Genomic DNA, 21,525 nt, shown 5'->3' with positions numbered 1-21,525 from the left:
GTGATCGATCGGTTGACGGACGCTTTTTCCGCGCTGCAGGGCTGGTTCTTCGAGACACTGGTCCAGCCGCTGGTGTTTGCCGTGGGCCTGGGCGGCTGGACCGAGGACGCCTTCGACGCCACCGGCTGGCTGCTGGTCGGGCTGATCCAGGTCGTGGTGCTGCTCGCGGTCATCGGGCCGCTGCAGCGCTGGCGCGCCGTCGAGCCGGTCACCGACCGCCGCGCGATCCGCATCGACGTGCTCTATACGCTGATCCATCGGCTGGGCCTGTTCCGGCTCGCGATGTTCTTCACGCTCGAGCCGTTCTTCGACGAGGGCATCGGCTTTTTGCGCACTGCGGGCTGGGGCACCTTCCACCTCGACGAGGTCTGGCCCGGCGTGACCGATGTGCCGTGGGTGGCCTTTGCGATCTATCTCGTGGTGCTCGACTTCGTGGGCTACTGGATCCACCGGGGCCAGCACCAGTTCCGGTGGTGGTGGGGCCTGCATTCGCTGCACCATTCGCAGCGCCAGATGACGATGTGGAGCGACGACCGCAACCACCTGCTCGACGACATCATCCACGACACGCTCATCGTCATCGTCGCGCAGCTCATTGGCGTGGCGCCGGGGCAGTTCATTGCGTTCGTGGCGTTCACGCAGCTCAGCGAAAGCCTGCAGCATGCCAACCTGAGGCTGGCTTTCGGCGCCATTGGCGAGCGGCTGTGGATCAGTCCGCGCTTCCACCGGCTGCACCACAGCATCGGGCTGGGCCACGAATCGCGCGGCGCCCACACGCTGGGCGGGTGCAACTTCGGCGTCCTGCTGCCATGGTGGGACATGCTCTTTCGCACCGTGAACTTCGAGGAGCGCTACGACCCCACGGGCATCCGCGACCAGGTCGAGCCCGACGCGGACGGCCGCGTGCGCGACTACGGGCGCGGCTTCTGGGCCCAGCAATGGCTCGGGCTCAAGCGGATGGCCGGCTGCGGCTGAGCACCGGGCCCGAACCGGGCCGGTTATCCTCGCACCCAATGCGCCTGCTCCTCGATTCCTTCTGGCGCGCGGTCGCCTACTGCATGCTGCCGCGCGTGATCGTGCTGTCGCTGCTGCCGCTGGGCCTGATGGTGCTGCTGGCTGCAGGCTTCGGCTATTTCTACTGGGACGCGACCGTCGCCTGGACCCGCGACGCGCTCGACGCCTGGCCGCTGCTGTCGAGCTTCTGGGGCTGGATCGGACGGCTCTTCTCGGGCGACGTCACGGCCGTGCTGGCGCCGCTGGTGGTGGTGTTTGCCGCCACGCCGGTGATCGTGGTGGTTTCGCTGCTGATCGTGGCCGGCCTCATGGCAGGCCCGCTCACCGCGCTGGTCGCGCACCGCCGCTTTCCCGCGCTCGAACGCAAGAAGGGCGCGTCCTTCTTCGGCAGCGTGGCGCGCTCGCTCGGCCTCACGCTGCTGGCGCTGCTCGCGCTCGTGGTGTCGATGCCGCTCTGGCTCATTCCGCCGCTGGTGCTCATCTTGCCGCCGCTGATCTGGGGCTGGCTCACCTACCGCGTGATGAGCTTCGACGCGCTGGCCGAGCACGCGAGCCCCGAAGAGCGCGCCGCACTGTTGCGCGCGCACCGGCTGCCGCTGCTGTGCATCGGCGTGCTGTGCGGCTACCTGGGCGCGGCGCCCAGCATCGTCTGGGCCTCCGGCCTGCTGTTTGCCGCCGCCTTCTTCGTGCTGGTGCCGCTCGCGATCTGGATCTACACGCTGGTGTTTGCGTTTTCGGCGCTCTGGTTCGGCCACTACTGCCTCGACGCGCTGGCGCAGCTTCGCGCCCAACGCGGGGCCGCCGCAGCTTCTTCCGGTCCGCCCGGCGGCGCACCCGCGGCCGAGACCGACCAGGCCCTTCTCTCCCAATGGAAATCCCCATGACCCGTGCATTCGGCCTGATTGTCGTCGGCGACGAAATCCTTTCCGGCAAGCGCGCCGACAAGCACATGCCCAAGGTCATTGAACTGCTCGCCGCGCGCGGCCTGCAGCTCGGCTGGGCCGAATACGTCGGCGACGTGCCCACCCGCATCACCGCCGCGCTCGGCCGGGCCTTCGCTTCGGGCGACATCGTCTTCTCGACCGGCGGCATCGGCGCCACGCCGGACGACCACACGCGCCAGTGCGCCGCGCAAGCCCTGCGGGTGCCGCTGGAACTGCATCCCGAGGCCGAACTGCTGATCCGCGAGCGCATGCAGGACACCGCGCGCGAGCAGGGCATTGCCTACGAACCCGACCGCCCCGACAACATTCACCGCCTCAACATGGGCGTGTTCCCGAAGGGCGCCGAGATCATCCGCAACCCCTACAACAAGATTCCGGGCTTCAGCGTCGAGCACGTCCATTTCGTGCCGGGCTTTCCGGTCATGGCCTGGCCAATGATCGAGTCGGTGCTCGACAGCCGCTATGCGCACCTGTTCACCAGCGGCCAGTCGGCCGAGAAGTCGGTCATCGTGTTCGGCGCGATGGAGGCAACGCTCACGCCGCTGATGCTCGCGATCGAGACGGCGCACGCCGGCATCAAGGTGTTCAGCCTGCCGAGCGTCGACCATCCGCAGTACGGCCGCCACATCGAACTTGGCGTGAAAGGCGACCCCACCCGCCTGGAGGCCGCCTACGCGCAGCTGATCGAGGGTCTGCACGCCTATGATGCGAAGCTTGGCCCGGAATTGGTGCGGTAGTTTTTATTGCACCAATTTGGTGATTATTCGCCTTTTTTTGGGGTTTGCGCCTGCCGTCAAAGCCTGTTCCCGTGCGGCGACAATGGCATAGAAACTGCATCCTCCGTCCCTGTATTCCTAACCACCATCCAACTCAGGAGAAACTGATGGCAAAGACCGTCGCCGATGTACTCAAGCTCGTCAAGGAAAACGAGGTCAAGTTCATCGACTTCCGCTTCACCGACACCCGCGGCAAAGAGCAGCACGTGACCGTGCCCGTCTCGGCTTTCGATGAAGACAAATTCACTTCGGGCCATGCTTTCGACGGCTCGTCCATCGCTGGCTGGAAGGGAATCGAGGCTTCGGACATGCAGCTCATGCCCGACCCGAACACCGCCAACATCGATCCCTTCTTCGAAGAAACGACGCTGATCCTGACCTGCGACGTGATCGACCCCGCCGACGGCAAGGCCTACGAGCGCGATCCGCGTTCGCTCGCCAAGCGCGCCGAGGCCTACATGAAGGCTTCGGGCCTGGGCGACACCGCCTACTTCGGTCCGGAACCCGAATTCTTCGTGTTCGACGGCGTTCGCTGGAAGAACGACATGTCGGGCTGCTTCGTGAAGATCGACTCCGAAGAAGCCTCGTGGAACACCGACAAGGAATACGAGCACGGCAACACCGGCCACCGTCCCGCAGTCAAGGGCGGCTATTTCCCTGTGCCCCCGGTCGACAGCTTCCAGGACATGCGCTCGGAAATGTGCCTGGTGCTCGAATCGCTCGGCATCCCGGTCGAAGTGCATCACCATGAAGTGGCCAACGCCGGCCAGATGGAGCTCGGCACCAAGTTCAGCACGCTGGTGCAGCGCGCCGACTGGGTCCAGCTGCAGAAGTACGTGATCCACAACGTGGCCCACGCCTACGGCAAGACCGCCACCTTCATGCCCAAGCCCATCGTCGGCGACAACGGCTCGGGCATGCACGTGCACCAGTCGGTCTGGAAGGACGGCAAGAACCTGTTCGCCGGCGACGGCTATGCGGGCCTGTCGGACTTCGCGCTGCACTACATCGGCGGCATCATCAAGCACGCCCGTGCCCTGAACGCCATCACGAACCCCGGCACCAACAGCTACAAGCGCCTGGTGCCCGGCTTCGAAGCCCCGGTGAAGCTGGCCTACTCGGCCAAGAACCGCTCGGCCTCGATCCGCATCCCGTTCGTGGCCAACCCGAAGGGCCGCCGCGTCGAAGCGCGCTTCCCCGATCCGCTGATGAACCCGTACCTCGGTTTCGCTGCGCTCCTGATGGCCGGCCTCGACGGCGTGGAAAACAAGATCCATCCGGGCGAAGCCGCCAGCAAGGACCTGTACCACCTGCCGCCGGAAGAAGACGCGCTGATCCCGACCGTGTGCCACAGCCTCGACCAGGCGCTGGAATACCTCGACAAGGACCGTGCGTTCCTGACCAAGGGCGGCGTGTTCACCGATGCCTACATCGATGCGTACATCGAACTGAAGATGCAGGAAGTCACGCGCTTCCGCATGGCGACCCATCCGGTCGAGTTCGACATGTACTACTCGCTGTAATTGGCCCACCCCCGAAGCGGCTCACTTCGTGTAGCCGCCTCCCCCTCGAAGGGGGGCAACACCGGCGGCCCGGCGGAGCCGGTTCCGCGGTGTTGCTGGAAGGGAATCGAAAAGGACGGCTTGGCCGTCCTTTTTTACTGGCGCGGAACATCTTGTCACCAGTGGCGTCGAATTGCAGGAAAATGCACCTTTGTTGCGCCATCACCGATTCACATGAAGACTGCTTCCCTCATTTTCCTGGCCGGTTCATTGTTGGTCGCCTTGCCTGCGCTCGCCCAGGAGCGCGTGTGGCGCTGCGGCAATGAATACACCAACAATTCGACCATCGCCCAGCAAAAGGGCTGCAAGGTCATGGAAGGCGGCAACGTCACCGTCGTGCAGGGCACCAAGCCGTCGGGCGGCGGTTCGGCTGGCGGCAACTCGGCGCCCGCAGCCTCTCGTGCGCCCGCGGGCAGTCCGCGCGTCGAAGGCGTCGACCAGCGCGCACGCGATGGCGAAGCCCGCTCGGTGCTCGAAGCCGAGCTCAAGAAGGCCGAGGCCCGACAGGCGGAGCTGCAGAAGGAATACAACAACGGCGAGCCCGAGAAGCAGGGCAGCGAAGGCCGCAACTACCAGAAGTACCTCGATCGCGTGGCTGAAATGAAGGCAGAGCTGGCCCGCAATGAGAGCGACATCGCGGGCATCCGCCGCGAACTCGGCCGCCTGCCGGCCAAGCAGTAGGGCCATGGCGTTCGGGAAGAAGGCGGCCGGCGCCACTCCGCGCTTTCAGTCCTTCGACCTGCTGTCCACGCTGATCGCGGTGGTCAGCACCAACGGTTCGGTGCTGTTTGCCAATGCGGCCCTCGAAGACGCGCTGGGCACCTCGCGCCGCACGCTCGAAGGCTCTCAGTTCGGTGCCTGCTTTCACGAGCCGCACGTGCTTCGCACCGCCATCGACGGAGCGCGCAGCAACGACTTCGCCACGCTGCGCTACGAGGCCTTCCTGCGCCGCGTCAATCATGAGCTGATGCCGGTGCAGGTCACGCTGGCGCAGGGCGACAAGACGGGCGAGCTCATCATCGAGATGTCGCCGCTCGAGCAGCAGGTGCGCCAGGACCGCGAGGAGCGCCTGCTCGACCAGGCGCAGGCCAACAAGGAGCTCATCCGCAACCTTGCGCACGAGATCAAGAACCCGCTCGGCGGCATCCGCGGCGCGGCGCAATTGCTGCAGATGGAGGTCGAATCGCGCGACCTCATCGAATACACGCAGGTCATCATCCACGAGGCCGACCGGCTGCAGACGCTGGTCGACCGGCTACTGGCACCGCACCGGCGCCCGCACGTGGTGGGCGACGTGAACATCCACGAAGTCTGCGAGCGCGTGCGCTCGGTCATTCTTGCGGAGTTTCCGCGCGACCTGCACATCGAGCGCGACTTCGACGTGTCGATTCCCGAATTCCGCGGCGACCGCGAGCAGCTCATCCAGGCCACGCTCAACATCGTGCACAACGCGGCGCAGGCCCTGGCCGAGCGCCGCGCCGCAGGCGATGCGCAGATCACTTTCAAGACCCGCATCGCCCGGCAGGTGATATTCAACAAGCAGTGGTATCGATTGGCACTGGAATTGCATGTCATCGACAATGGACCGGGTGTGCCGGACACGATCAAGGACCGCATCTTCTATCCGCTCGTCTCGGGCAGGGAGGGCGGGACCGGGCTTGGATTGACGCTTGCACAAACTTTCGTGCAACAGCATCACGGCGTGATCGAGTGCGACAGCGTCCCGGGCCGAACCGATTTCAAGATATTGATTCCGCTGCCCTAGCAGCCACGGCAACAAGGAGATGCATGAAGCCGATCTGGATAGTTGATGACGACCAATCGATCCGCTTCGTGCTGGAGAAGGCCCTTTTGCGCGAAGACCTGCCCACGCGCAGCTTCACCAACGCGCGCGAGGTGCTGGCCGCCCTCGAACTCGCCGACGACGACGAACAGCAGGGCCCCCAGGTCCTGGTGAGCGACATCCGCATGCCCGGCGGCTCCGGGCTCGATCTGCTCGACAAGATCAAGGCCAAGCACCCGGGCCTGCCCGTCATCATCATGACGGCGTTTTCCGACCTCGACAGCGCCGTTTCGGCGTTCCAGGGCGGTGCCTTCGAATACCTGCCCAAGCCCTTCGACCTGCCGCGCGCCGTCGAGCTGATCCGCCGCGCCGTCGACGAAAGCCAGCGCGAGGAAGTGGCCGAGGAGCGCATGGTCGCCGCGCCCGAAATGCTGGGCCAGGCGCCCGCCATGCAGGACGTGTTCCGCGCCATCGGCCGGCTCTCGCAGAGCAACGTCACGGTGCTCATCACGGGCGAATCGGGCTCGGGCAAGGAACTGGTGGCGCGCGCGCTGCACAAGCATTCGCCGCGTGCCAACGGCCCCTTCGTGGCCATCAACACCGCGGCCATCCCCAAGGACCTGCTCGAGAGCGAGCTTTTCGGCCACGAGCGCGGTGCCTTCACCGGCGCGCAGACCATGCGGCGCGGCCGCTTCGAGCAGGCCGAGGGCGGCACGCTCTTTCTCGACGAGATCGGCGACATGCCCTTCGACCTGCAGACGCGCCTGTTGCGCGTGCTGAGCGACGGGCACTTCTACCGCGTGGGCGGCCACAACTCGGTCAAGGCCAACGTGCGCGTGATCGCGGCCACGCACCAGGACCTCGAGCAGCGCGTGAAGCTCGGCGGCTTCCGCGAAGACCTGTTCCACCGCCTCAACGTGATCCGCCTGCGCCTGCCGGCGCTGCGCGAGCGCGGCGAAGACGTGCCGGCGCTCACGCGCCACTTCCTGCAGGTGAGCGCGCGCCAGCTCGGCGTCGAGCCCAAGCGCATTTCCGATGCGGCGCTGGCCAAGCTGGCGTCGTTCAGCTTTCCGGGCAACGTGCGCCAGCTCGAGAACATCTGCCACTGGCTGACCGTGATGGCACCGGCCCAGCTGATCGAGGCCAAGGACCTGCCGCCCGAAGTCATGGCCGCGGCGGCCGGTGCGCCGGTGCAAGCCGCGGAAGGCACGGCCGCCACCGCGGTGCCCGCGCAAGCCGCACCGCTGCCGTCGCCCGGGCTCGAGCGCGAAGCGGCACCGGCGGCGGGCGGCGCTGCACCCGAGGCCACTGAAGGTTTGGTGGGCGCAAGCAGCTGGGAGAGCGGCCTGGAGATCGAAGCCCAGGCGCTGCTCGCGGCCGGGCGCACCGACGTCTGGGATGTGCTGTCGCGCCGTTTCGAGTCGCGGCTGATCCTCACGGCGCTGGCCAACACCCGCGGCCGACGGATCGAAGCCGCTCAGAAGCTGGGCATCGGCCGCAACACCATCACCCGCAAGATCCAGGAACTCGGGATCGAGTAGGCTGCCTCGGACAGAGAAGGAAGAGGGTGGCTGGGCCCCTTCCAGGAACACCGCGGAACCGGCTTTGCCGGGCCGCTGGTGTTGCCCCCGGTAGGGGGAAGGCGTAGCGACACGAAGTGCGCGAAGACTGGGGGCGAGCCTATTTACCGGCTGCGCTGGCCCAGCGTCAGCGAGTCGAGCTGGAAGTTGCCGCTCTTGTCCCAGAGCCAGGTGTCCACGTAGGTGTGGCCGCCCAGGCGCCCCGGACTGGGCAGCGGGGACGCCGCCTTGATGAGTTCTGCAATCTTGCCCGGCACCTCGGGCGCATGGCTCGGCACGCGGCTGAAGGTGACGTTCTTGACGTTGCCTTCGGCATCGATGTCGGTCTCGACCACCACCACCGCATAGACGAGCGGTGGGATCTTTCCCTTGTAGATGCGCTGCGGATAGGCCTTGTAGATCTGGCGCGCGCCGGTCTTGCGGTAGGCCCGCACGGCGGGCGTCTGCGCGGTGATCAGCCGCACGGTCGGCACGTCGCCCCTTGTGCCGGGCACCTCGTCGGTGGCGGTAGCGGGCGGCTTGCCGTCGCCGGCCTTGTCCGCAGGCTTGAATGCGGAACAGGCGGCGAGCGCGAGCGCCGCCGCGACGATCGTGAGGGTGCGAAAGGTCATGGTCATCAAATTCCCTGGTCGAGATCGAGCACCACCGGTGCGTGGTCGCTCGGCTTTTCCCACTTGCGCGGCACGCGGTCGATGATGCAGCCCTTGACGCGCGGCACCAGCGGCTCGCTCACCAGGATGTGGTCGATGCGCAGGCCGCGGTTCTTCTGGTAGCCGAGCATCCGGTAGTCCCACCACGAAAAGCTTTTCTCGGGCTGCTCGAAGAGCCGGAAGCTGTCGACCAGGCCCAGCTGGAGCAGCGCCTTGAAATGCTCGCGCTCCTCGGTCGTGTGATGGATGGTTTCCGCCAGGCCCACGGGGTCGAAGCTGTCGCGGTCTTCGGGCGCGATGTTGAAGTCGCCCAGAAGCACCAGGTTCGGATGCGCCGCCATTTCGGCGCGCAGCCATTCGCGCAGCGCGCGCAGCCAGCCCATCTTGTATTCGAACTTGTCGGTGCCCGGCGCCTGGCCGTTGACGAAGTAGCCGTTCACGATGCGCAGCGGACCCGCCGGCGTTTCGACCGTGGCCGCGATCACGCGGGACTGGTCGTCGGTGAAGCCGCCGATGTTCCTTGCCACGTCGCGCATCGGCGCGAGGCTCAGGATGGCGACGCCGTTGTAGGTCTTCTGGCCGAACACGGCGGCCTCGTAGCCGGCGGACTTGAGCACGTCGAGCGGGAACTTGTCGTCGCTCATCTTGAGTTCCTGCAGGCACAGCACGTCGACCGGGTTGGCGATCAGCCAGTCGAGCACATGCTGCAGGCGGGCGGTCAGGGAATTGACATTCCAGGTGGCAATTTTCATGAAATATGGTAACCGATTGATTTACAAGGCTTTTTCCGTATTTGTGGCGCCTATTTTGTGCGTACCCGGCGGCGTACCCGTTTTATGCTTCGCTGCGCTTGGTCCTCGGGGGCGGAGTTGGCCAGCTTAGCAAAAGCTCTCGACTTTGCCTTGTGACGCCCCCGGGGGTGCGGCCGCGACTCAGCTGTCCACGGGCATGCGCGATCTCGGGCTATAGCTGTTTGAAGCCAATAGTTTCGAGGCGCTCCGAAAGCAGCGACCGTGTCCTGATCCAAAGCTCGTGCCGTGCGGCCGCATCATCGGCTGGTGCGGATGGATTCAGCGGCCGTGCATTCTTCACCGAGAAATAGCCGCCGGTCGTGGGGGCAGTGTCTTCGGTGGCGAGTCTCACGATGATCTCCGCCCCTCTTCGAGGATCTCCCACGCCCAGCCACTTCAGAACCTTGGCAAGAGGCTCCGCGAAGCCAAGCTCGCGGCCCAGGCCCGTCACATTGAACCCTGGGTCGAGGCATTGGGCGGTGACGCCGGTGCCTTCGAGCTGGCGGGCGAGTTCCAGCGAGAACATGATGTCCATGAGCTTGGTTTTGCCATACACCTTGGATGAGCCCGCGCGTGTGAACGGGCTCGTATCCACAAGATCCTTGTCGGGCGTCAAGCCGCCGCTTCGCCGAGATGCCTCGGATGCGACCGTCACGACCCTGGACGGGGCCGAGCGGATCAGCGCATCTCGCAAGATGTCCGTGAACAACCAGGGCGCCAGATAGTTCACCGCAATCATTTCGGCAAAGCCATCGCCGGTGACCCGTTGCTCGAAGGCGTGCAGCCCGGCATTGTTGATCAGTACGTCGATGCGGTCGTACCGGGCGGCGATCTCGGTGGCCACTGCCGCAACGGCGTGCACACTGCCAAAGTCGGCGTAGTGAAAGTCGACATGCGCACCGGGTGCCTCGGCCCGTATGCGGCCGAGCGTACGGCTGGCCTTCGCCTTGTCCCGCGCCGTGAGTACCAGATGCGCTCCGCGCTTTGCCAGCTCGATGCTCGCGATCTCTCCGATTCCGCTGGTCGCACCGGTCACGACAATGGTGGGGCGTTCTTTCATCTGATTTCCATTTGATGGATAAATATCCACTATAAGCCACCTTCGCGAAGAGAGGACACACCCATCATGAAAACACCCAGGCAAAGGCCCGCCGCTCAGGACGCGGGCGGCCGTGAAGCCGTGGTCCTGGCGCTCGGCGAGCAGCTCAGCGCACTGCTCAGCGCCTCGCGCGCATTGACGATCGAGACGTCCGCGGAATTCCACCCCGACGTGCCATCCGCGGCATTTCACATTGCCCGTTGGCTTCACGCGTTCGGGCCGGCCAAGGCGAGCCGCATTGCCGAAGGCGTGGCGATGGACCGCAGCGCCACGAGCCGGTTGATCTCGAAGCTGGTCGAGCTGGAGTTGGCAGAAGTGAAGCCCGACCCGCTGGACGGTCGCGGCGTGGTCGTGAGCTTGAGCCGCCGCGGCAAGAGCGCGATCAGCCGTGCCGTTCACCGCAAAGGAGATGCACTGCATGCTCGCATCGAGCAGTGGAGCGATGCGGAGGTGAAGCAGCTTGCGTCATTGCTCCGGCGGTTCAATGGCCTGCCGGAGGAGGGCGGGGCTTGAAAGCAGGCTCCAGGCTTTTTCTCGCAGGGCATGCCGCTCAGCGGAGCCTTGCGCTCCGTTTGCCGATTGGCAGGCGCCACAGGTCGTAGCGCTCGTCCCCACTCTTGACCGAACCCGCAAAGTGGCTGCTCAAGGAACTGGACGTGAAGACCAGATCGCCGCCCGCAGCGTGCGGCCGTCGGGCGACAGTGCAATGCCGTCTGGGGCCGGCAACCGACCGACGGCAATGGGGCGTTTGCGTGCCTATGGTTATCGTCGGTTCGCCTGCAGTGCCGGGCGAGGGGGCATCCCCGTGTAGGTGCGTGGTTTCAGCGTCCACACCAAAACCGCCACCACCGGGGTCGTGTGGCCCTCATCACCTGTCGCGCGCGAGCCAATACTCAACACGGTGCTCTGCATCATTCCGCTTTTCGATCGCCCGCGCTCCAGACAGCTCACACAACCGCGCAATCAGACTCGACACCTCGTTGACGTGATGGCAGTGCGATACCCCGCCCGGCTGTTCTTGCGCTGGCATCAGCGGCTCTTCAATTCCCTCCAGCGCCCCAACAACAATTCGGACCCAGCCGATCAGTGCGCAGGATCCATGCGCAGCCGGTACGCCACGCCATCGCGGCCGGGGTCGGCGCCGCCGTGCAGGCCATCGGCCTGTACCTGCACGCCGTGCACCCAGCCGATGGTGTAGTTGTATGGGTTGCGGCCAATGGCGTAGCCCTGTGCTTCCAGTGTGCGCGTGGTGGAGCGCGGAATGCGGTTGCACACGTCGATGGCGTTGCTGGTGGACGAGAAGCGCGGCGCCGACACGGCGGCCTGCATTTCCATGCCGTGGTCGATCACGTTGAGCAGCACCTGCAGCACGCCCATCGCGATCTGCGTGCCGCCCGGTGCGCCGAGCACCACGTCGAGCTCGCCGTCCTTGAAGGTCATGGTGGGGCAGGACGAGGTGAAGCGGCTCTTGCCCGGCTGGATGCTGCCGGCGCGGCCCGGGCGCGGGTCGAACACGCCCATGCAGCCGTTGTAGAGGAAGCCCATGCCCGGGGTGATGATGCCCGAGGGCATGGCGAGCGAGTGGGTCAGGGACACGGCGTTGCCGTCAGCATCCACCACGCTCAGGTGGGTGGTGTCGCGCGGCACGGGCGCGCCGGGGTTCACGCGCTCTACGCTGAAGCGATGGCCTGTGCGGATCTGCTCGGCCACTTCGCGGGCCATGTCCTTGGACAGCAACCGGTCCAGCGGCACGTCGAAGAACTTCGGGTCGCCAATGCAGCGGTCCTTGTCGATCGTCGCCTTCTTCATGGCCTCGCACACCGTCTGCAGATAGTCGGGGCTGTTGTGCTCCAGGCTCGCCAGATCGAAGTGCTCGAGGATGTTGAGCATCTCCAGCAGCATGGCGCCGCCGCCCGGGGGCTGGTTGGTCGTGATGGTGCGGTCGCGGTAGCGGCCCACCAGCGGCGCGTTGCGCTGCACCTGGTAGCGGGCCAGGTCCTCGTGCGTGATCAGCGCGCCCAGCGACTGCAGGTGCGCCACCATCTTGCGCGCCAGGTCGCCCTGGTAGAACGGGCGCGCGCCTTCCTCGGCAATCTGGCGCAGCACGGCGGCCATGCCTTCGTTGCGCAGCGGCGCACCGATGGGCTTGGGACGGCCGTCGGGGCGGCAGTACAGCTGGCGGCTGTCCTCGCAGTACTGCAGGCGCTCCAGGTTGCCGACGCGGCCCATGCTGGGCTCGTCGATCCAGAAGGCGTGCATGCCGGGGCGCACGAAGTAGCCGTCCGCGGCCCAGCGGATGGCGGGCTCCACCACCTGCCGCCACGGCAAGCGGCCGTGCGCCTGGTGCATGGCCTCCAGGCCCTTGAGCGTGGCCGGCGTGCCGATGGACTGGGGGCCGATGTCGTTGACGCGGCCCTTGAGGATGAAACCGAAGCCGTCCTTGGTCTCGCCCTCCAGCAGGTGCTCCCACATGTCTTCCCTGGCCGCCAGCGGCGCGGGCGAGTGGAAGTCGAAATATTCATGCACCTGGGCGCCGGGCAGGTACACGGCGGCCGTGCCAAAACCTGCGATGCCGCACATCAGCGGATCGACCACCGTCTGGGCCAGCGCGGTGGTCACGGCGGCGTCCACCGCGTTGCCGCCTGCGCGCAGGATGTCGATGCCGGATTCGGCGGCCTCCGGCTGTGGGCAGACCACCATGGCTTCTTTTTTCATGAGGTGTGAGGACGAGCCCCTTGCTGCATCGGCGACACAACAAAGGGTGAGGATGAGAAAAAGGGGGCGGCCTTGCGCGGGTCGCCGGCTTACTTGGCGCTGAGGTTCAGCGCCCCGAGTGTGGGACCCCAGGCCTTGGCGTCACGCGCCGCCGTCTCCATGACCAGCGCGGAAGGGCCGGACATGGGGATCACGCCCATGCTCTTGAGCTTGGCCTGCACCTCGGGGCTGTTGTGGAAGGCTGTGGTCGCCTTGTTGAGCTTTTCCACGATGTCGGGCGGCGTGCCGGTGCGCGCCACCACGGCACTCCAGCCCATGTTGTCGAAGCCCTTCACGCCCAGCTCGCCAAGGGTCGGCACATCGGGCAGCTCGGGGGTGCGCTGTGGCGACAACACGGCCAGTGGATTGAGCTTGTGGTTCTTGATGTGGGGCAGGGCCGTGCCATACACCGGTGCCATCACTTCGGTCTGCCCACCGATGGTGGCCAGGATGCCGTCGGCCTCGCCCTTGTAAGGGATGTGGGTCATCGAAATGCCCAGGGCATTGCTCACCAACTCGACCGCCAGATGAGTGGAGTTGCCGAGGCCGGCGGACGCGAAGTTCAGCTTGCCGGGCGCCGCCTTGGCTTTTTCCGTCAGGTCCTTGAGCGTCTTGATGCCCGTGGCCGGGTTGGCCGACAGCACGAACGGCACCGTGGTCAGCATGGTCACGCCCACAAAATCTTTCTCGGGGTTGTAGGGCAGCGGCTTGTAGGTGAACTGGTTGAGCACCATCAGCGAAACGCTGCCCAGCAGCAGGGTGTAGCCATCGGCGGGTGCGTTCAGCGCGCTTTGCGCGGCAATGAGGCCGCCCGCACCGGGCTTGTTCTCCACCACGATGGTGGCGCCGATGGCCTTGCCTGCGTGTTCGGCCCACATGCGTGCGATCGTGTCGCTGCTGCCGCCCGGGGCCTGCGAGACGACCAGGCGCACGGGCCGGCTGGGGTAGGCGGCTTGCGCGTACACGGTGGTGGCCGTGGCGGCCGCGACCGCGACGCCCATCAGGATCTTGCAGACGTTCGTGATTGCTTCAGGCACAGGGATTCCTCTGAGGGTGCGACATAAAAGATGAGGTAATTTTCATGACAACCCTGCCATCCACCTAGTGAAAATGCAAAATGGATCCATGAAGGTTTACTCATGATTGAGCGTTCAGAAGGCCTCTCCTGGGCGCGGGGCATCAAGGTCCGGCACCTGGAGTCCTTTCTGGTGCTGGACGAGGCGGGCACGCTGACCGAGGCGGCGGTGCGGCTGCACATGACGCAATCGGCCATGTCGCACTGGCTGGCAGAGCTGGAACGCGTGGCGGGCACGCCGCTGGTGGTGCGCGGGCGCAAGGTGCAGCTGACGCCTGCGGGGCATCTGCTCAAGCGGCTGGCCATCACCGTGCTGGGCGACATCGCCCGCACCGGCCGCGAGATGCATGCGGTGGCCGCGGGGCGCGTGCCGCGTCTGAACGTGGGCAGCGTCTGGGCCGGCATTGCCGGCGGCCTGCCCGAAGCCGTGACCGCGTTCCAGCAGCGCCATGCCGATGTGGCCGTGTCCATCCACGACGGGCTGTTCGACGACCTGCTCAAGGGCCTGGACACGCGTGCCATGGATGCCGTGATCGGTGTTCTGGATGCAAGGGCGCACCAGCCGCAGCTGGCGCATCACGTGCTCTTCGACGACCAGGTGAGCATCGTCATCGGCCAGGGCAGCAAGCACTGGCACAGCAACCAGCCGCTGGGCTTTGCCGACGTGCTGCGCGAACAATGGGTGATGCCGCCCCTTGGCACGCTCACCCGCATCCAGATGGATGCCTATCTCATCGAGCAACAAGCATCGTGGCTGGTGCCCAAGGCGGAAACCGCCTCGCTGGCCATGATGCAGGCGCTGCTGCAAAAGGGCGACTATGTCGGCGTGTGTGCGGAATCCATGGCGGACTACATGGCCTCGCTGGGGCTGTTCCGGAAGGTCGCCATTGATTCGAACATCCGCTTCGGCCCGATCACCGTGGTGTGGAACCGCGAGCATGTCTCGGTCACGCTCATGGACTTCGTCGCTTGCCTCAAGGCGCATGCGCGGGGCTTGCCTGCCGCGCCAGTGCAGGCGCCGCCCGGCGCGTAGCCTCCGCGCCAGCGCTTTTCGCCCAGGTGGCAGCAGGCGTCTCCGCTCCATGATCGCGAGGCAAAGGGCCATCAGCGTCTCTGCCACAACCGCAGCTTCGGTAGCAAGTCGTTCTTTATCTCACGATCGCGCTGTGTGGCGGTGCTTGCGCGTAGGCGGCCATTTGTCGCCTCCTGCCACGTCGAAACAACGGCTCCGACGATTGAGAGCTTTTCTTGTTGCTTGTGATGAACGGGGCTGATACCACTTGCGACGAGCTTTCGTGCTTCCTGGTGGAGCTCGCGGGCGCGCTTCAGGCTGACGTCAGGGCTGCGGCCGAGGGCCAGCATGCTTTCACTGCTGTGCAGGGTGAACCTGTACCTCCACAACTTTGCGCCGGATGGCTTTACTACACCCTAGCAACGACAGCCCGCCTGGCTCCACGAGCTTGAAGGCGGTCTCTTGAGCCTTGGCGTTCCCTATCTGTGTTCCGGTAAGTTGGCGGCGAAGCAGGAACAGGAACGACGCCGCTCACTTCCTGATCGCAGCACTCCAGAATTCATTCGCCGCCTTCCCCAAGAGCTCGCTGTCTCGGTAGAGCCTGATTTCCAGCGGAACGGCCCACTCGCTGCTCGCTGCGGCGACAAGGCGCCCTTGGCCGGTGTCTTCCTCCACGAGGGTCCGCGGCAGCCATGCGATGCCCCTGCCGTCCAGTGCCATCGTCCGGAGGACGGAGGCGAGATGGGCCGTGAAGACGGGCTGTACTGCTTGCGACTCCAGCCGTCGGCTCACGACGGCACGCATGATGCGTCCCAGCCCGGATTCCTCGCTGTACAAGAGCAACGGTACGGCGGATGCGCCTTTGCGTGAAAGCTGATGCAGCGGCTCGCCGGAGCCATTGGGCGCGGACACTGCGATCAGCATGTCTTCGCCGATCCTGGCTGATCTGTAGGGGTCAGCATCGAGCGCGCCATGGGCGTCGGGATGCGCGTGGCTCAGTACGAACTGAACCTTGCTCTGCAGCATCAGGGATTCGCAACGCTGAAGGACGTCGGACATGAGCTGCACCGGCCCGAGCGTGATGCTCGACTCGAGGCTACGTATCCATCGCGGCAGGAAAGTCATGGAAAGCGCATGCGTGCACGCGATGCGCAGGGTGACCGAACTGGCCTCCGCAACCCTCCTCGCGTCACCGGGCACGCGCGCCACCCTCGCGGCCAACTCCTGCGCCACGCCGGCAAACCACTCGCCAACTTCGGTGAGTGTGGCGGGCTGCGTGCTGCGGTCGAATAAGTCGGCGCCGATCCACTCCTCCAGCGCGCGAATGCGACGGCTGAATGCGGGTTGGGAACTGTGGCGCTCATCTGCCGCGCGCGAGAAGTTCCCCGTTGCTGCCAACGCGAGGAAGTCATCAAGCCAGATCAGGTTCATGTCCGGTTCGTCCAGCGCATAGAAGTTGAGAAATTGAACATTGGCCGAAAAAGACGGCACGGCCGACCATTCAGTCTCCCACCCACCCCCTCTGGAGACACCCGTGAAGATCGTCGAAATCCGCGAGAAGACCATCCCCATCAGCTCGCCCATTCGCAATGCCTACATCGACTTTAGCAAGATGACCCTGAGCCTTGTCGCGGTGGTCACCGACGTGATCCGCGATGGCAAGCCCGTCGTTGGCTACGGCTTCAACTCGAACGGCCGCTACGGGCAGGGCAAGCTGATGCGCGAGCGATTCATTCCGCGCATCATGGAGGCGAAGCCGTCGTCCCTCGTCGACGACAGCGGCGACAACCTCGACCCGCACAAGATCTGGAACACGATGTTCACCAATGAGAAGCCGGGCGGCCATGGCGAGCGCTCGGTGGCCATTGGCACCATCGACATGGCGGTGTGGGACGCGGTGGCCAAGATCGAGGGCAAGCCGCTGTTCCAGTTGCTGGCCGACCGCTATGGCGACGGCAAGCCCAACCGCAAGATCTTCGTCTACGCGGCGGGCGGCTACTACTACCCGGGGCAGGACCATGGGAAGCTCCAGGACGAGATGCGCAGCTACATCGACCGTGGCTACACGGTCGTCAAGAAGAAGATCGGCGGAGCCTCGCTCGACGAAGACCTGCGCCGCATCGACTCGATCATGGAAGTGCTGCAGGACGGCCAGAAGCTCTGTGTCGACGCCAACGGGCGCTTCGACCTGGAAACCGCGATTGCCTATGCCAAGGCCCTGTCGCAGTACGACCTCTTCTGGTACGAGGAGCCGGGCGATCCGCTGGACTTCGAATTGCAGGCAGCCTTGCGCAATTTCTACAGGAACCCAATGGCCACTGGCGAAGATCTCTTCTCGATGCAGGATGCGCGCAACCTGATCCGCTACGGCGGCATGCGCCCGGACCGCGATTGGCTGCAGTTCGACTGCGCGCTCAGCTACGGCCTGGTGGAGTACCTGCGCACGCTGGAGATGTTGAAGGAACATGGCTGGTCGGCCAGCCGCTGCATCCCGCACGGCGGGCACCAGATGTCGCTGAACATCGCTGCCGGCCTTGGCCTCGGGGGCAACGAGTCGTACCCCGACCTGTTCCAGCCATTCGGCGGGTTCCCGGACGGCGTGAAGGTCGAGAACAGCTTCGTGACCCTGCCCGATCTGCCGGGGATCGGCTTCGAGGGCAAGGCCGATCTGTACCGCGAGATGCAGGCGCTTTCGGCCTGAAGCTCAGCAACAAGAACAGGAGACAAGACATGATCAACTCAATGCGTTTCATCGCCGGCCTCGTCTGTGCCAGCGCCGCCTCCCTTGCTTTCGCCGAGTTTCCGGACAAGCCGATCACGCTGGTTGTTCCGTTCGCGGCAGGCGGACCTACGGACAAGATCGCCCGCGATCTCGCCGAGGCGCTGCGCAAGCCGCTGGGCCAAACGATCATCGTCGACAACGCCATCGGTGCGGGCGGCACGATCGGTTCGGCGAAGGTGGCGCGCTCTGCGCCGGATGGCTACACGCTGCTGGTCAATCACATCGGTATGGCGACTGCCCCAGCGCTGTACCGGAAGCTGAGTTACAAGGTACCCGACGACTTCGAGACGCTGGGCCTCATCAACGAAGCGCCTTCGGTTGTGATCGGCAAGCCGACCCTTGCTGCGAACAACTTTGCCGAGCTTCGCCAATGGATTGCTGCGAACGGTCGCAAGGTGAACATCGCCAATGCGGGGCTGGGCTCTGCCTCGCATCTCTGCGGCCTGATGCTCCAGAGCGCTCTTAAAACCACGATGACGTCAGTCCCCTACAAGGGAACGGCACCGGCCATGACTGACCTTATCGGCGGTCAGGTTGATCTGATGTGCGAACAGGCGGTCAATGCCGTGCCGCAGATCGAGGGCAAGAAGGTCAAGAGCTATGGCATCACCAGCTTGCAGCGCCTTTCGCTGCCGGCGCTCAAGGACACGTCGACCCTTTCCGAGTCGGGCCTCAAGGACTTCAACGTCCAGGTGTGGCATGGGCTCTACGCGCCAAAGGGAACGCCGGCGCCGGTCCTGGCCAAGCTGAACAGCGCGCTGCTCGCCGCCTTGAAAGATCCCGAGTTGATCAAGCGCGAGGAGGCTCTGGGCCTGACCGTCGTGACCGACGAGCGGCTCGATCCAGTCAACCACCGGAAATTCGTCGAAGCGGAAAAGAACCGTTGGGCCAAGGTGATCAAGGAGGCCGGCGAGTACGCCGACTGAGCCCTCAGGCGAGCTTCATCTGGTGGTCGTCGGCGTTCTTCTGTTGACTTTCAAAGGTTCAGCGCGGCCGGCGCCGCTTAACCTGCTCAAGACCGCGGCCGGCGGCAATATCGCGATCGGCCCGGTGCTGCTCGGAGCCGCCAAACCTGTGCATATTCTCACGGCCAGCGCAACAGTTCGGCGCATCGTGAACATGACAGCCTTGACAGTCGCCGACGCAAACGCAGATCGTTTGCATGGTACTAACGGAGGTCACTTGGACGAGTAGAACTCAGCCACGTCACTTTAGATACATGGCAAGTTGGACTTTAGCGGCTTGCGCGCTGAGAGTGGAACTGGACGCCGCGATGATGGCGACGGCCACGATTGAGCCTCTTCAGGAGTCGCCCCTTTTCTGGCCGGGTTGTCATTGGCCCGTCTGAGGATGCAGTCGACAGAGTCGTTGGCCTCAGGTAGGCGGCAGAAGTCCACGGTGGTCGTCCTGTCGGCGATCGATTCCAGCCTCGAATCCGCAAACACGAGGGTTCGATCAACAGGGATGCATGCCGGGTCGCCCAACGATGGTCGCGTCTTGAACAATTGCTCCGGCGATAGTGGCTCGTCTAGCTTCGTAGGATCGAGGCGCAGGCCAAGCATCTGGCCGAGATAGGTGGCGCGCTGGGGAAATGCTCGACCACTCAACGTGATCCGGCGATCAAGACCTTCCCGCCTATCGCTTGCGATCGTCGTCATCAGTCCGGCAAAGAATCTGGTGTCGTCCGGGTCCCGCCCGGCGCGCTCAGCCGCTTCACGAAATGCGGCGCGCTGCGCGCGTGCATCGTCGATAGTGAAAGCCGCGCCAATGACGCCGCTGGCGTTTCCACAGTGACTGCGCCGGACTTATAAAAACACAAGGGCGTCCCCGCATCACCGCAGAGGACGCCGAGCGTTGTCACTCGCGCGCCGTCGCCATCGAAGACCTGGTTAATTGTCGGACCGCACGGCGCCTCGGACTAGGCGCTCGTTTGGTCCGTCCACTCAGGAACGCGCGCTACGGAGCAGTGCAGGTATAGCTAGCAGCGCTGTTGACATCGCCACCAGAGACGTAACGCGGGTACTGCGGATACTGGCAAACGGGGATGGATTTCGCCGCGCCGGTGCTGGTCTTGCTGTTGAAGGTGAGTTGCGTCGGTGCAGAGCCGGCCTCCACCCACTTCACAATCGCATCGTCCCATCTGACTTGAGTCAGGGCTTGCGACCCTCCGTGACCGGTGCCAGGAATGACGAAGTACCGGCTGGAGGTCGACGGGTCAGCCAGCCCCATGCCTTTGGCGATGGAGTACACGGTGTTCACGTTTCGAGTGTGCTCGTTGATCGACAAGAGCCCGTCAGCGCCATCGTGGTAGGTGAGAAACTTCTTTCCGCTCGCGATGAATTTTGCGATGGCAATCTTGTCTACGTCCGCGCCGACGGACTGGAGGCCGGCCACGACTGGGCCGTAGTCCACATTGACGTCAAAGGTCGCCTGTTTTGCTGCAGTCAACCACGCCGCGTCGCCTGTTGCCATGGCGACGTACCCACCCCCGAGACCGCCGAACGACGCGGGATTTGCATTTGCCCAGCCATAGGGAGAGTAAATCGTATTACCCGTTGCATCCGTCCAGCCTCCCGCGAAGAGCTTTTGAACTGTCGGAAGCTGTGTCGGCGTCAAGCAGACCGCTGGGTCAGTACTTGCCAAAGGCTGCCCGCAGACCTGAGTGGACGGGTCAAAGGTGCACCTCGAAGGATTCGAGATCACCCCGTCGGCCAAGTTATCTGCCGCGTCACAGGAGGCCACTGCTGCTTTGTATACGGCGCTCCACTGAGCGCCGCTCGGCATTACAGGGGTTCCAGCAAGACCTGCCATGCTCGTCCACGCGACCGTCTGCCCAGGCATGCTGAAACCGTAGCAACCGGATACGGCCCCATCGAATTCTTCAGGCCAACGTTGAATTGCAATCGCAGCGTTGCGGCCTCCGTTCGAGCATCCAACGAAGTACCGATACTTCGCATCCTGCTTGAAAAACTCCTTAATCACCCCTTTGGCGAAGTACAACGTGGTGCCGAGCGAGGCATACGAGTAGTCATCCATGGATTGCTTTCCAGCTTCTGTCCCGTCAAAGAAGACCGCAGGCGCAGCCTGTCCAGTAACCCCAGCGCGATTGCCACCGTTGGACGACGCGTAAACAGCAGCCTGCGCTGTGACAGCGTACGTGACTGCAGTAATTGCTCCCGAACTGTTCTTGGTGAAGGCTGAGCGAATTTGCCCGTCAAATCCTCCGCCGCCTTGCTGATAGTAGCGCCCACTCCAGTTATCTGGGACCACGACCTCTATATCAAGATAGGGGGCGCGGGTCGCCAGTACCTGGCACATGCCGGTCGTGCCGAGAGAGGCATCACCCTCGATGCGGTTGGCCGCAGTCACGGTTGCCGAAGCGAATGTCTTTCCGACTATCGAAGTGCAGGTCGCCTTGAGAGCATCAACGCTCGGCAGGGCATTAGGATCTGTGCCGGTGTTCCCGCCGCCACCATTGCCGCCATTGCCGCCGCTGGTGCCGACTGGAAACACGAAGGGTAGGCTAGCACCGCTATTGCTGCCACCGCCACAAGCTGCCAGTATGAGAGTCACGGACAGCGCGACAGCCGTGCACAACCTTGTTGAAAGAAGTTTTCGAGGGAATCCGATCATTGCTTGTCTCCTGAAGTTAAAGAAGTGACGGCTCTCTGCGTCGTCGAGTTGCGGACCTTGTGACTGGTCT

18 protein-coding genes and 2 pseudogenes are annotated in these 21,525 nt (G+C 64.5%); 12 read left to right on the top strand and 8 right to left on the bottom strand.

Translation table 11 applies throughout. The annotated features are described in order from the left end of the window. The 7 genes from AC1DMS_RS10145 to ntrC all read left to right on the top strand — a co-directional run bounded on the left by AC1DMS_RS10145 (position 1) and on the right by ntrC (position 7,620). Positions 1 to 975: a sterol desaturase family protein gene (locus tag AC1DMS_RS10145; protein WP_478180965.1), complete on the top strand. Its 975-nt coding sequence runs from the start codon at positions 1 to 3 to the stop codon at positions 973 to 975. A 38-nt stretch (positions 976 to 1,013) separates the two neighbouring features. After that, positions 1,014 to 1,898, top strand: a complete 885-nt coding sequence (locus AC1DMS_RS10140; RefSeq protein ID WP_012746773.1) for an EI24 domain-containing protein — start codon at positions 1,014 to 1,016, stop codon at positions 1,896 to 1,898. Continuing rightward, the gene (locus tag AC1DMS_RS10135; RefSeq protein ID WP_027730788.1) at positions 1,895 to 2,695 is read left to right on the top strand and encodes a competence/damage-inducible protein A; all 801 of its coding nucleotides are present in this window, start codon (positions 1,895 to 1,897) and stop codon (positions 2,693 to 2,695) included. The genes AC1DMS_RS10140 and AC1DMS_RS10135 overlap by 4 nt, the downstream gene beginning before the upstream one ends. A gap of 146 nt (positions 2,696 to 2,841) precedes the next feature. Next, positions 2,842 to 4,257 carry a type I glutamate--ammonia ligase gene (gene glnA, locus AC1DMS_RS10130; protein WP_012746775.1) on the top strand — a complete coding sequence of 472 codons (1,416 nt, stop codon included), beginning with the start codon at positions 2,842 to 2,844 and terminating at the stop codon, positions 4,255 to 4,257. 213 nt (positions 4,258 to 4,470) lie between these two features. After that, positions 4,471 to 4,977, top strand: coding sequence for a hypothetical protein (locus tag AC1DMS_RS10125; protein ID WP_012746776.1), 507 nt, complete (start codon positions 4,471 to 4,473; stop codon positions 4,975 to 4,977). Between the two features lie 4 nt (positions 4,978 to 4,981). Next, complete coding sequence (glnL, locus tag AC1DMS_RS10120) at positions 4,982 to 6,061, top strand: nitrogen regulation protein NR(II) (protein ID WP_012746777.1); 1,080 nt, start codon at positions 4,982 to 4,984, stop codon at positions 6,059 to 6,061. 23 nt (positions 6,062 to 6,084) lie between these two features. Continuing rightward, complete coding sequence (gene ntrC, locus AC1DMS_RS10115) at positions 6,085 to 7,620, top strand: nitrogen regulation protein NR(I) (protein ID WP_012746778.1); 1,536 nt, start codon at positions 6,085 to 6,087, stop codon at positions 7,618 to 7,620. 143 nt (positions 7,621 to 7,763) lie between these two features. On the opposite strand, the gene AC1DMS_RS10110 is transcribed toward ntrC, so the two are convergent. From AC1DMS_RS10110 to AC1DMS_RS10100, 3 genes are all read right to left on the bottom strand, one after another. After that, positions 7,764 to 8,276: a hypothetical protein gene (locus AC1DMS_RS10110; RefSeq protein ID WP_012746779.1), complete on the bottom strand. Its 513-nt coding sequence runs from the start codon at positions 8,274 to 8,276 to the stop codon at positions 7,764 to 7,766. Then, on the bottom strand, positions 8,276 to 9,061 hold the full coding sequence (xth, locus tag AC1DMS_RS10105; RefSeq protein ID WP_012746780.1) for an exodeoxyribonuclease III: 786 nt from the start codon (positions 9,059 to 9,061) through the stop codon (positions 8,276 to 8,278). Before xth ends, AC1DMS_RS10110 begins: the two co-directional genes overlap by 1 nt. A gap of 211 nt (positions 9,062 to 9,272) precedes the next feature. After that, positions 9,273 to 10,160: an SDR family NAD(P)-dependent oxidoreductase gene (locus AC1DMS_RS10100; RefSeq protein WP_478180964.1), complete on the bottom strand. Its 888-nt coding sequence runs from the start codon at positions 10,158 to 10,160 to the stop codon at positions 9,273 to 9,275. A 66-nt stretch (positions 10,161 to 10,226) separates the two neighbouring features. On the opposite strand from AC1DMS_RS10100, the gene AC1DMS_RS10095 reads away from it, so the two are divergent. Further along, positions 10,227 to 10,712, top strand: coding sequence for a MarR family winged helix-turn-helix transcriptional regulator (locus tag AC1DMS_RS10095; RefSeq protein WP_062362426.1), 486 nt, complete (start codon positions 10,227 to 10,229; stop codon positions 10,710 to 10,712). A gap of 570 nt (positions 10,713 to 11,282) precedes the next feature. On the opposite strand, the gene ggt is transcribed toward AC1DMS_RS10095, so the two are convergent. Both ggt and AC1DMS_RS10085 read right to left on the bottom strand, forming a co-directional pair. Next, positions 11,283 to 12,914, bottom strand: coding sequence for a gamma-glutamyltransferase (gene ggt / locus AC1DMS_RS10090; RefSeq protein ID WP_478180963.1), 1,632 nt, complete (start codon positions 12,912 to 12,914; stop codon positions 11,283 to 11,285). A gap of 89 nt (positions 12,915 to 13,003) precedes the next feature. Then, entirely contained in the window at positions 13,004 to 13,990 is a 987-nt protein-coding gene (locus tag AC1DMS_RS10085) for a Bug family tripartite tricarboxylate transporter substrate binding protein (protein ID WP_478180962.1), read from the bottom strand. A gap of 102 nt (positions 13,991 to 14,092) precedes the next feature. Here AC1DMS_RS10085 and AC1DMS_RS10080 point away from each other — a divergent pair, with 102 nt between their 5' ends. After that, on the top strand, positions 14,093 to 15,061 hold the full coding sequence (locus AC1DMS_RS10080; RefSeq protein ID WP_478180961.1) for a LysR family transcriptional regulator: 969 nt from the start codon (positions 14,093 to 14,095) through the stop codon (positions 15,059 to 15,061). A gap of 71 nt (positions 15,062 to 15,132) precedes the next feature. On the opposite strand, the pseudogene AC1DMS_RS10075 reads toward AC1DMS_RS10080, so the two are convergent. After that, a pseudogene (locus AC1DMS_RS10075) lies at positions 15,133 to 15,438 on the bottom strand (Arm DNA-binding domain-containing protein); the annotation flags it as partial. A gap of 133 nt (positions 15,439 to 15,571) precedes the next feature. After that, complete coding sequence (locus AC1DMS_RS10070; protein WP_478181063.1) at positions 15,572 to 16,471, bottom strand: LysR substrate-binding domain-containing protein; 900 nt, start codon at positions 16,469 to 16,471, stop codon at positions 15,572 to 15,574. 103 nt (positions 16,472 to 16,574) lie between these two features. Here AC1DMS_RS10070 and AC1DMS_RS10065 point away from each other — a divergent pair, with 103 nt between their 5' ends. The 3 genes and pseudogenes from AC1DMS_RS10065 to AC1DMS_RS10055 all read left to right on the top strand — a co-directional run. Continuing rightward, on the top strand, positions 16,575 to 17,741 hold the full coding sequence (locus AC1DMS_RS10065; protein ID WP_436043129.1) for a mandelate racemase/muconate lactonizing enzyme family protein: 1,167 nt from the start codon (positions 16,575 to 16,577) through the stop codon (positions 17,739 to 17,741). Between the two features lie 29 nt (positions 17,742 to 17,770). Continuing rightward, complete coding sequence (locus AC1DMS_RS10060) at positions 17,771 to 18,748, top strand: tripartite tricarboxylate transporter substrate-binding protein (protein WP_478180960.1); 978 nt, start codon at positions 17,771 to 17,773, stop codon at positions 18,746 to 18,748. A gap of 79 nt (positions 18,749 to 18,827) precedes the next feature. Continuing rightward, positions 18,828 to 19,016: pseudogene (locus AC1DMS_RS10055) on the top strand (phosphate acyltransferase); the annotation flags it as partial. A gap of 762 nt (positions 19,017 to 19,778) precedes the next feature. On the opposite strand, the gene AC1DMS_RS10050 reads toward AC1DMS_RS10055, so the two are convergent. Further along, positions 19,779 to 21,455 carry a tannase/feruloyl esterase family alpha/beta hydrolase gene (locus AC1DMS_RS10050; protein ID WP_478180959.1) on the bottom strand — a complete coding sequence of 559 codons (1,677 nt, stop codon included), beginning with the start codon at positions 21,453 to 21,455 and terminating at the stop codon, positions 19,779 to 19,781. Positions 21,456 to 21,525: the final 70 nt, after the last annotated feature.

The organism is Variovorax sp. 05T418, from assembly GCF_056396385.1.
This window is presented reverse-complemented; position numbering and strand designations above follow the sequence as displayed.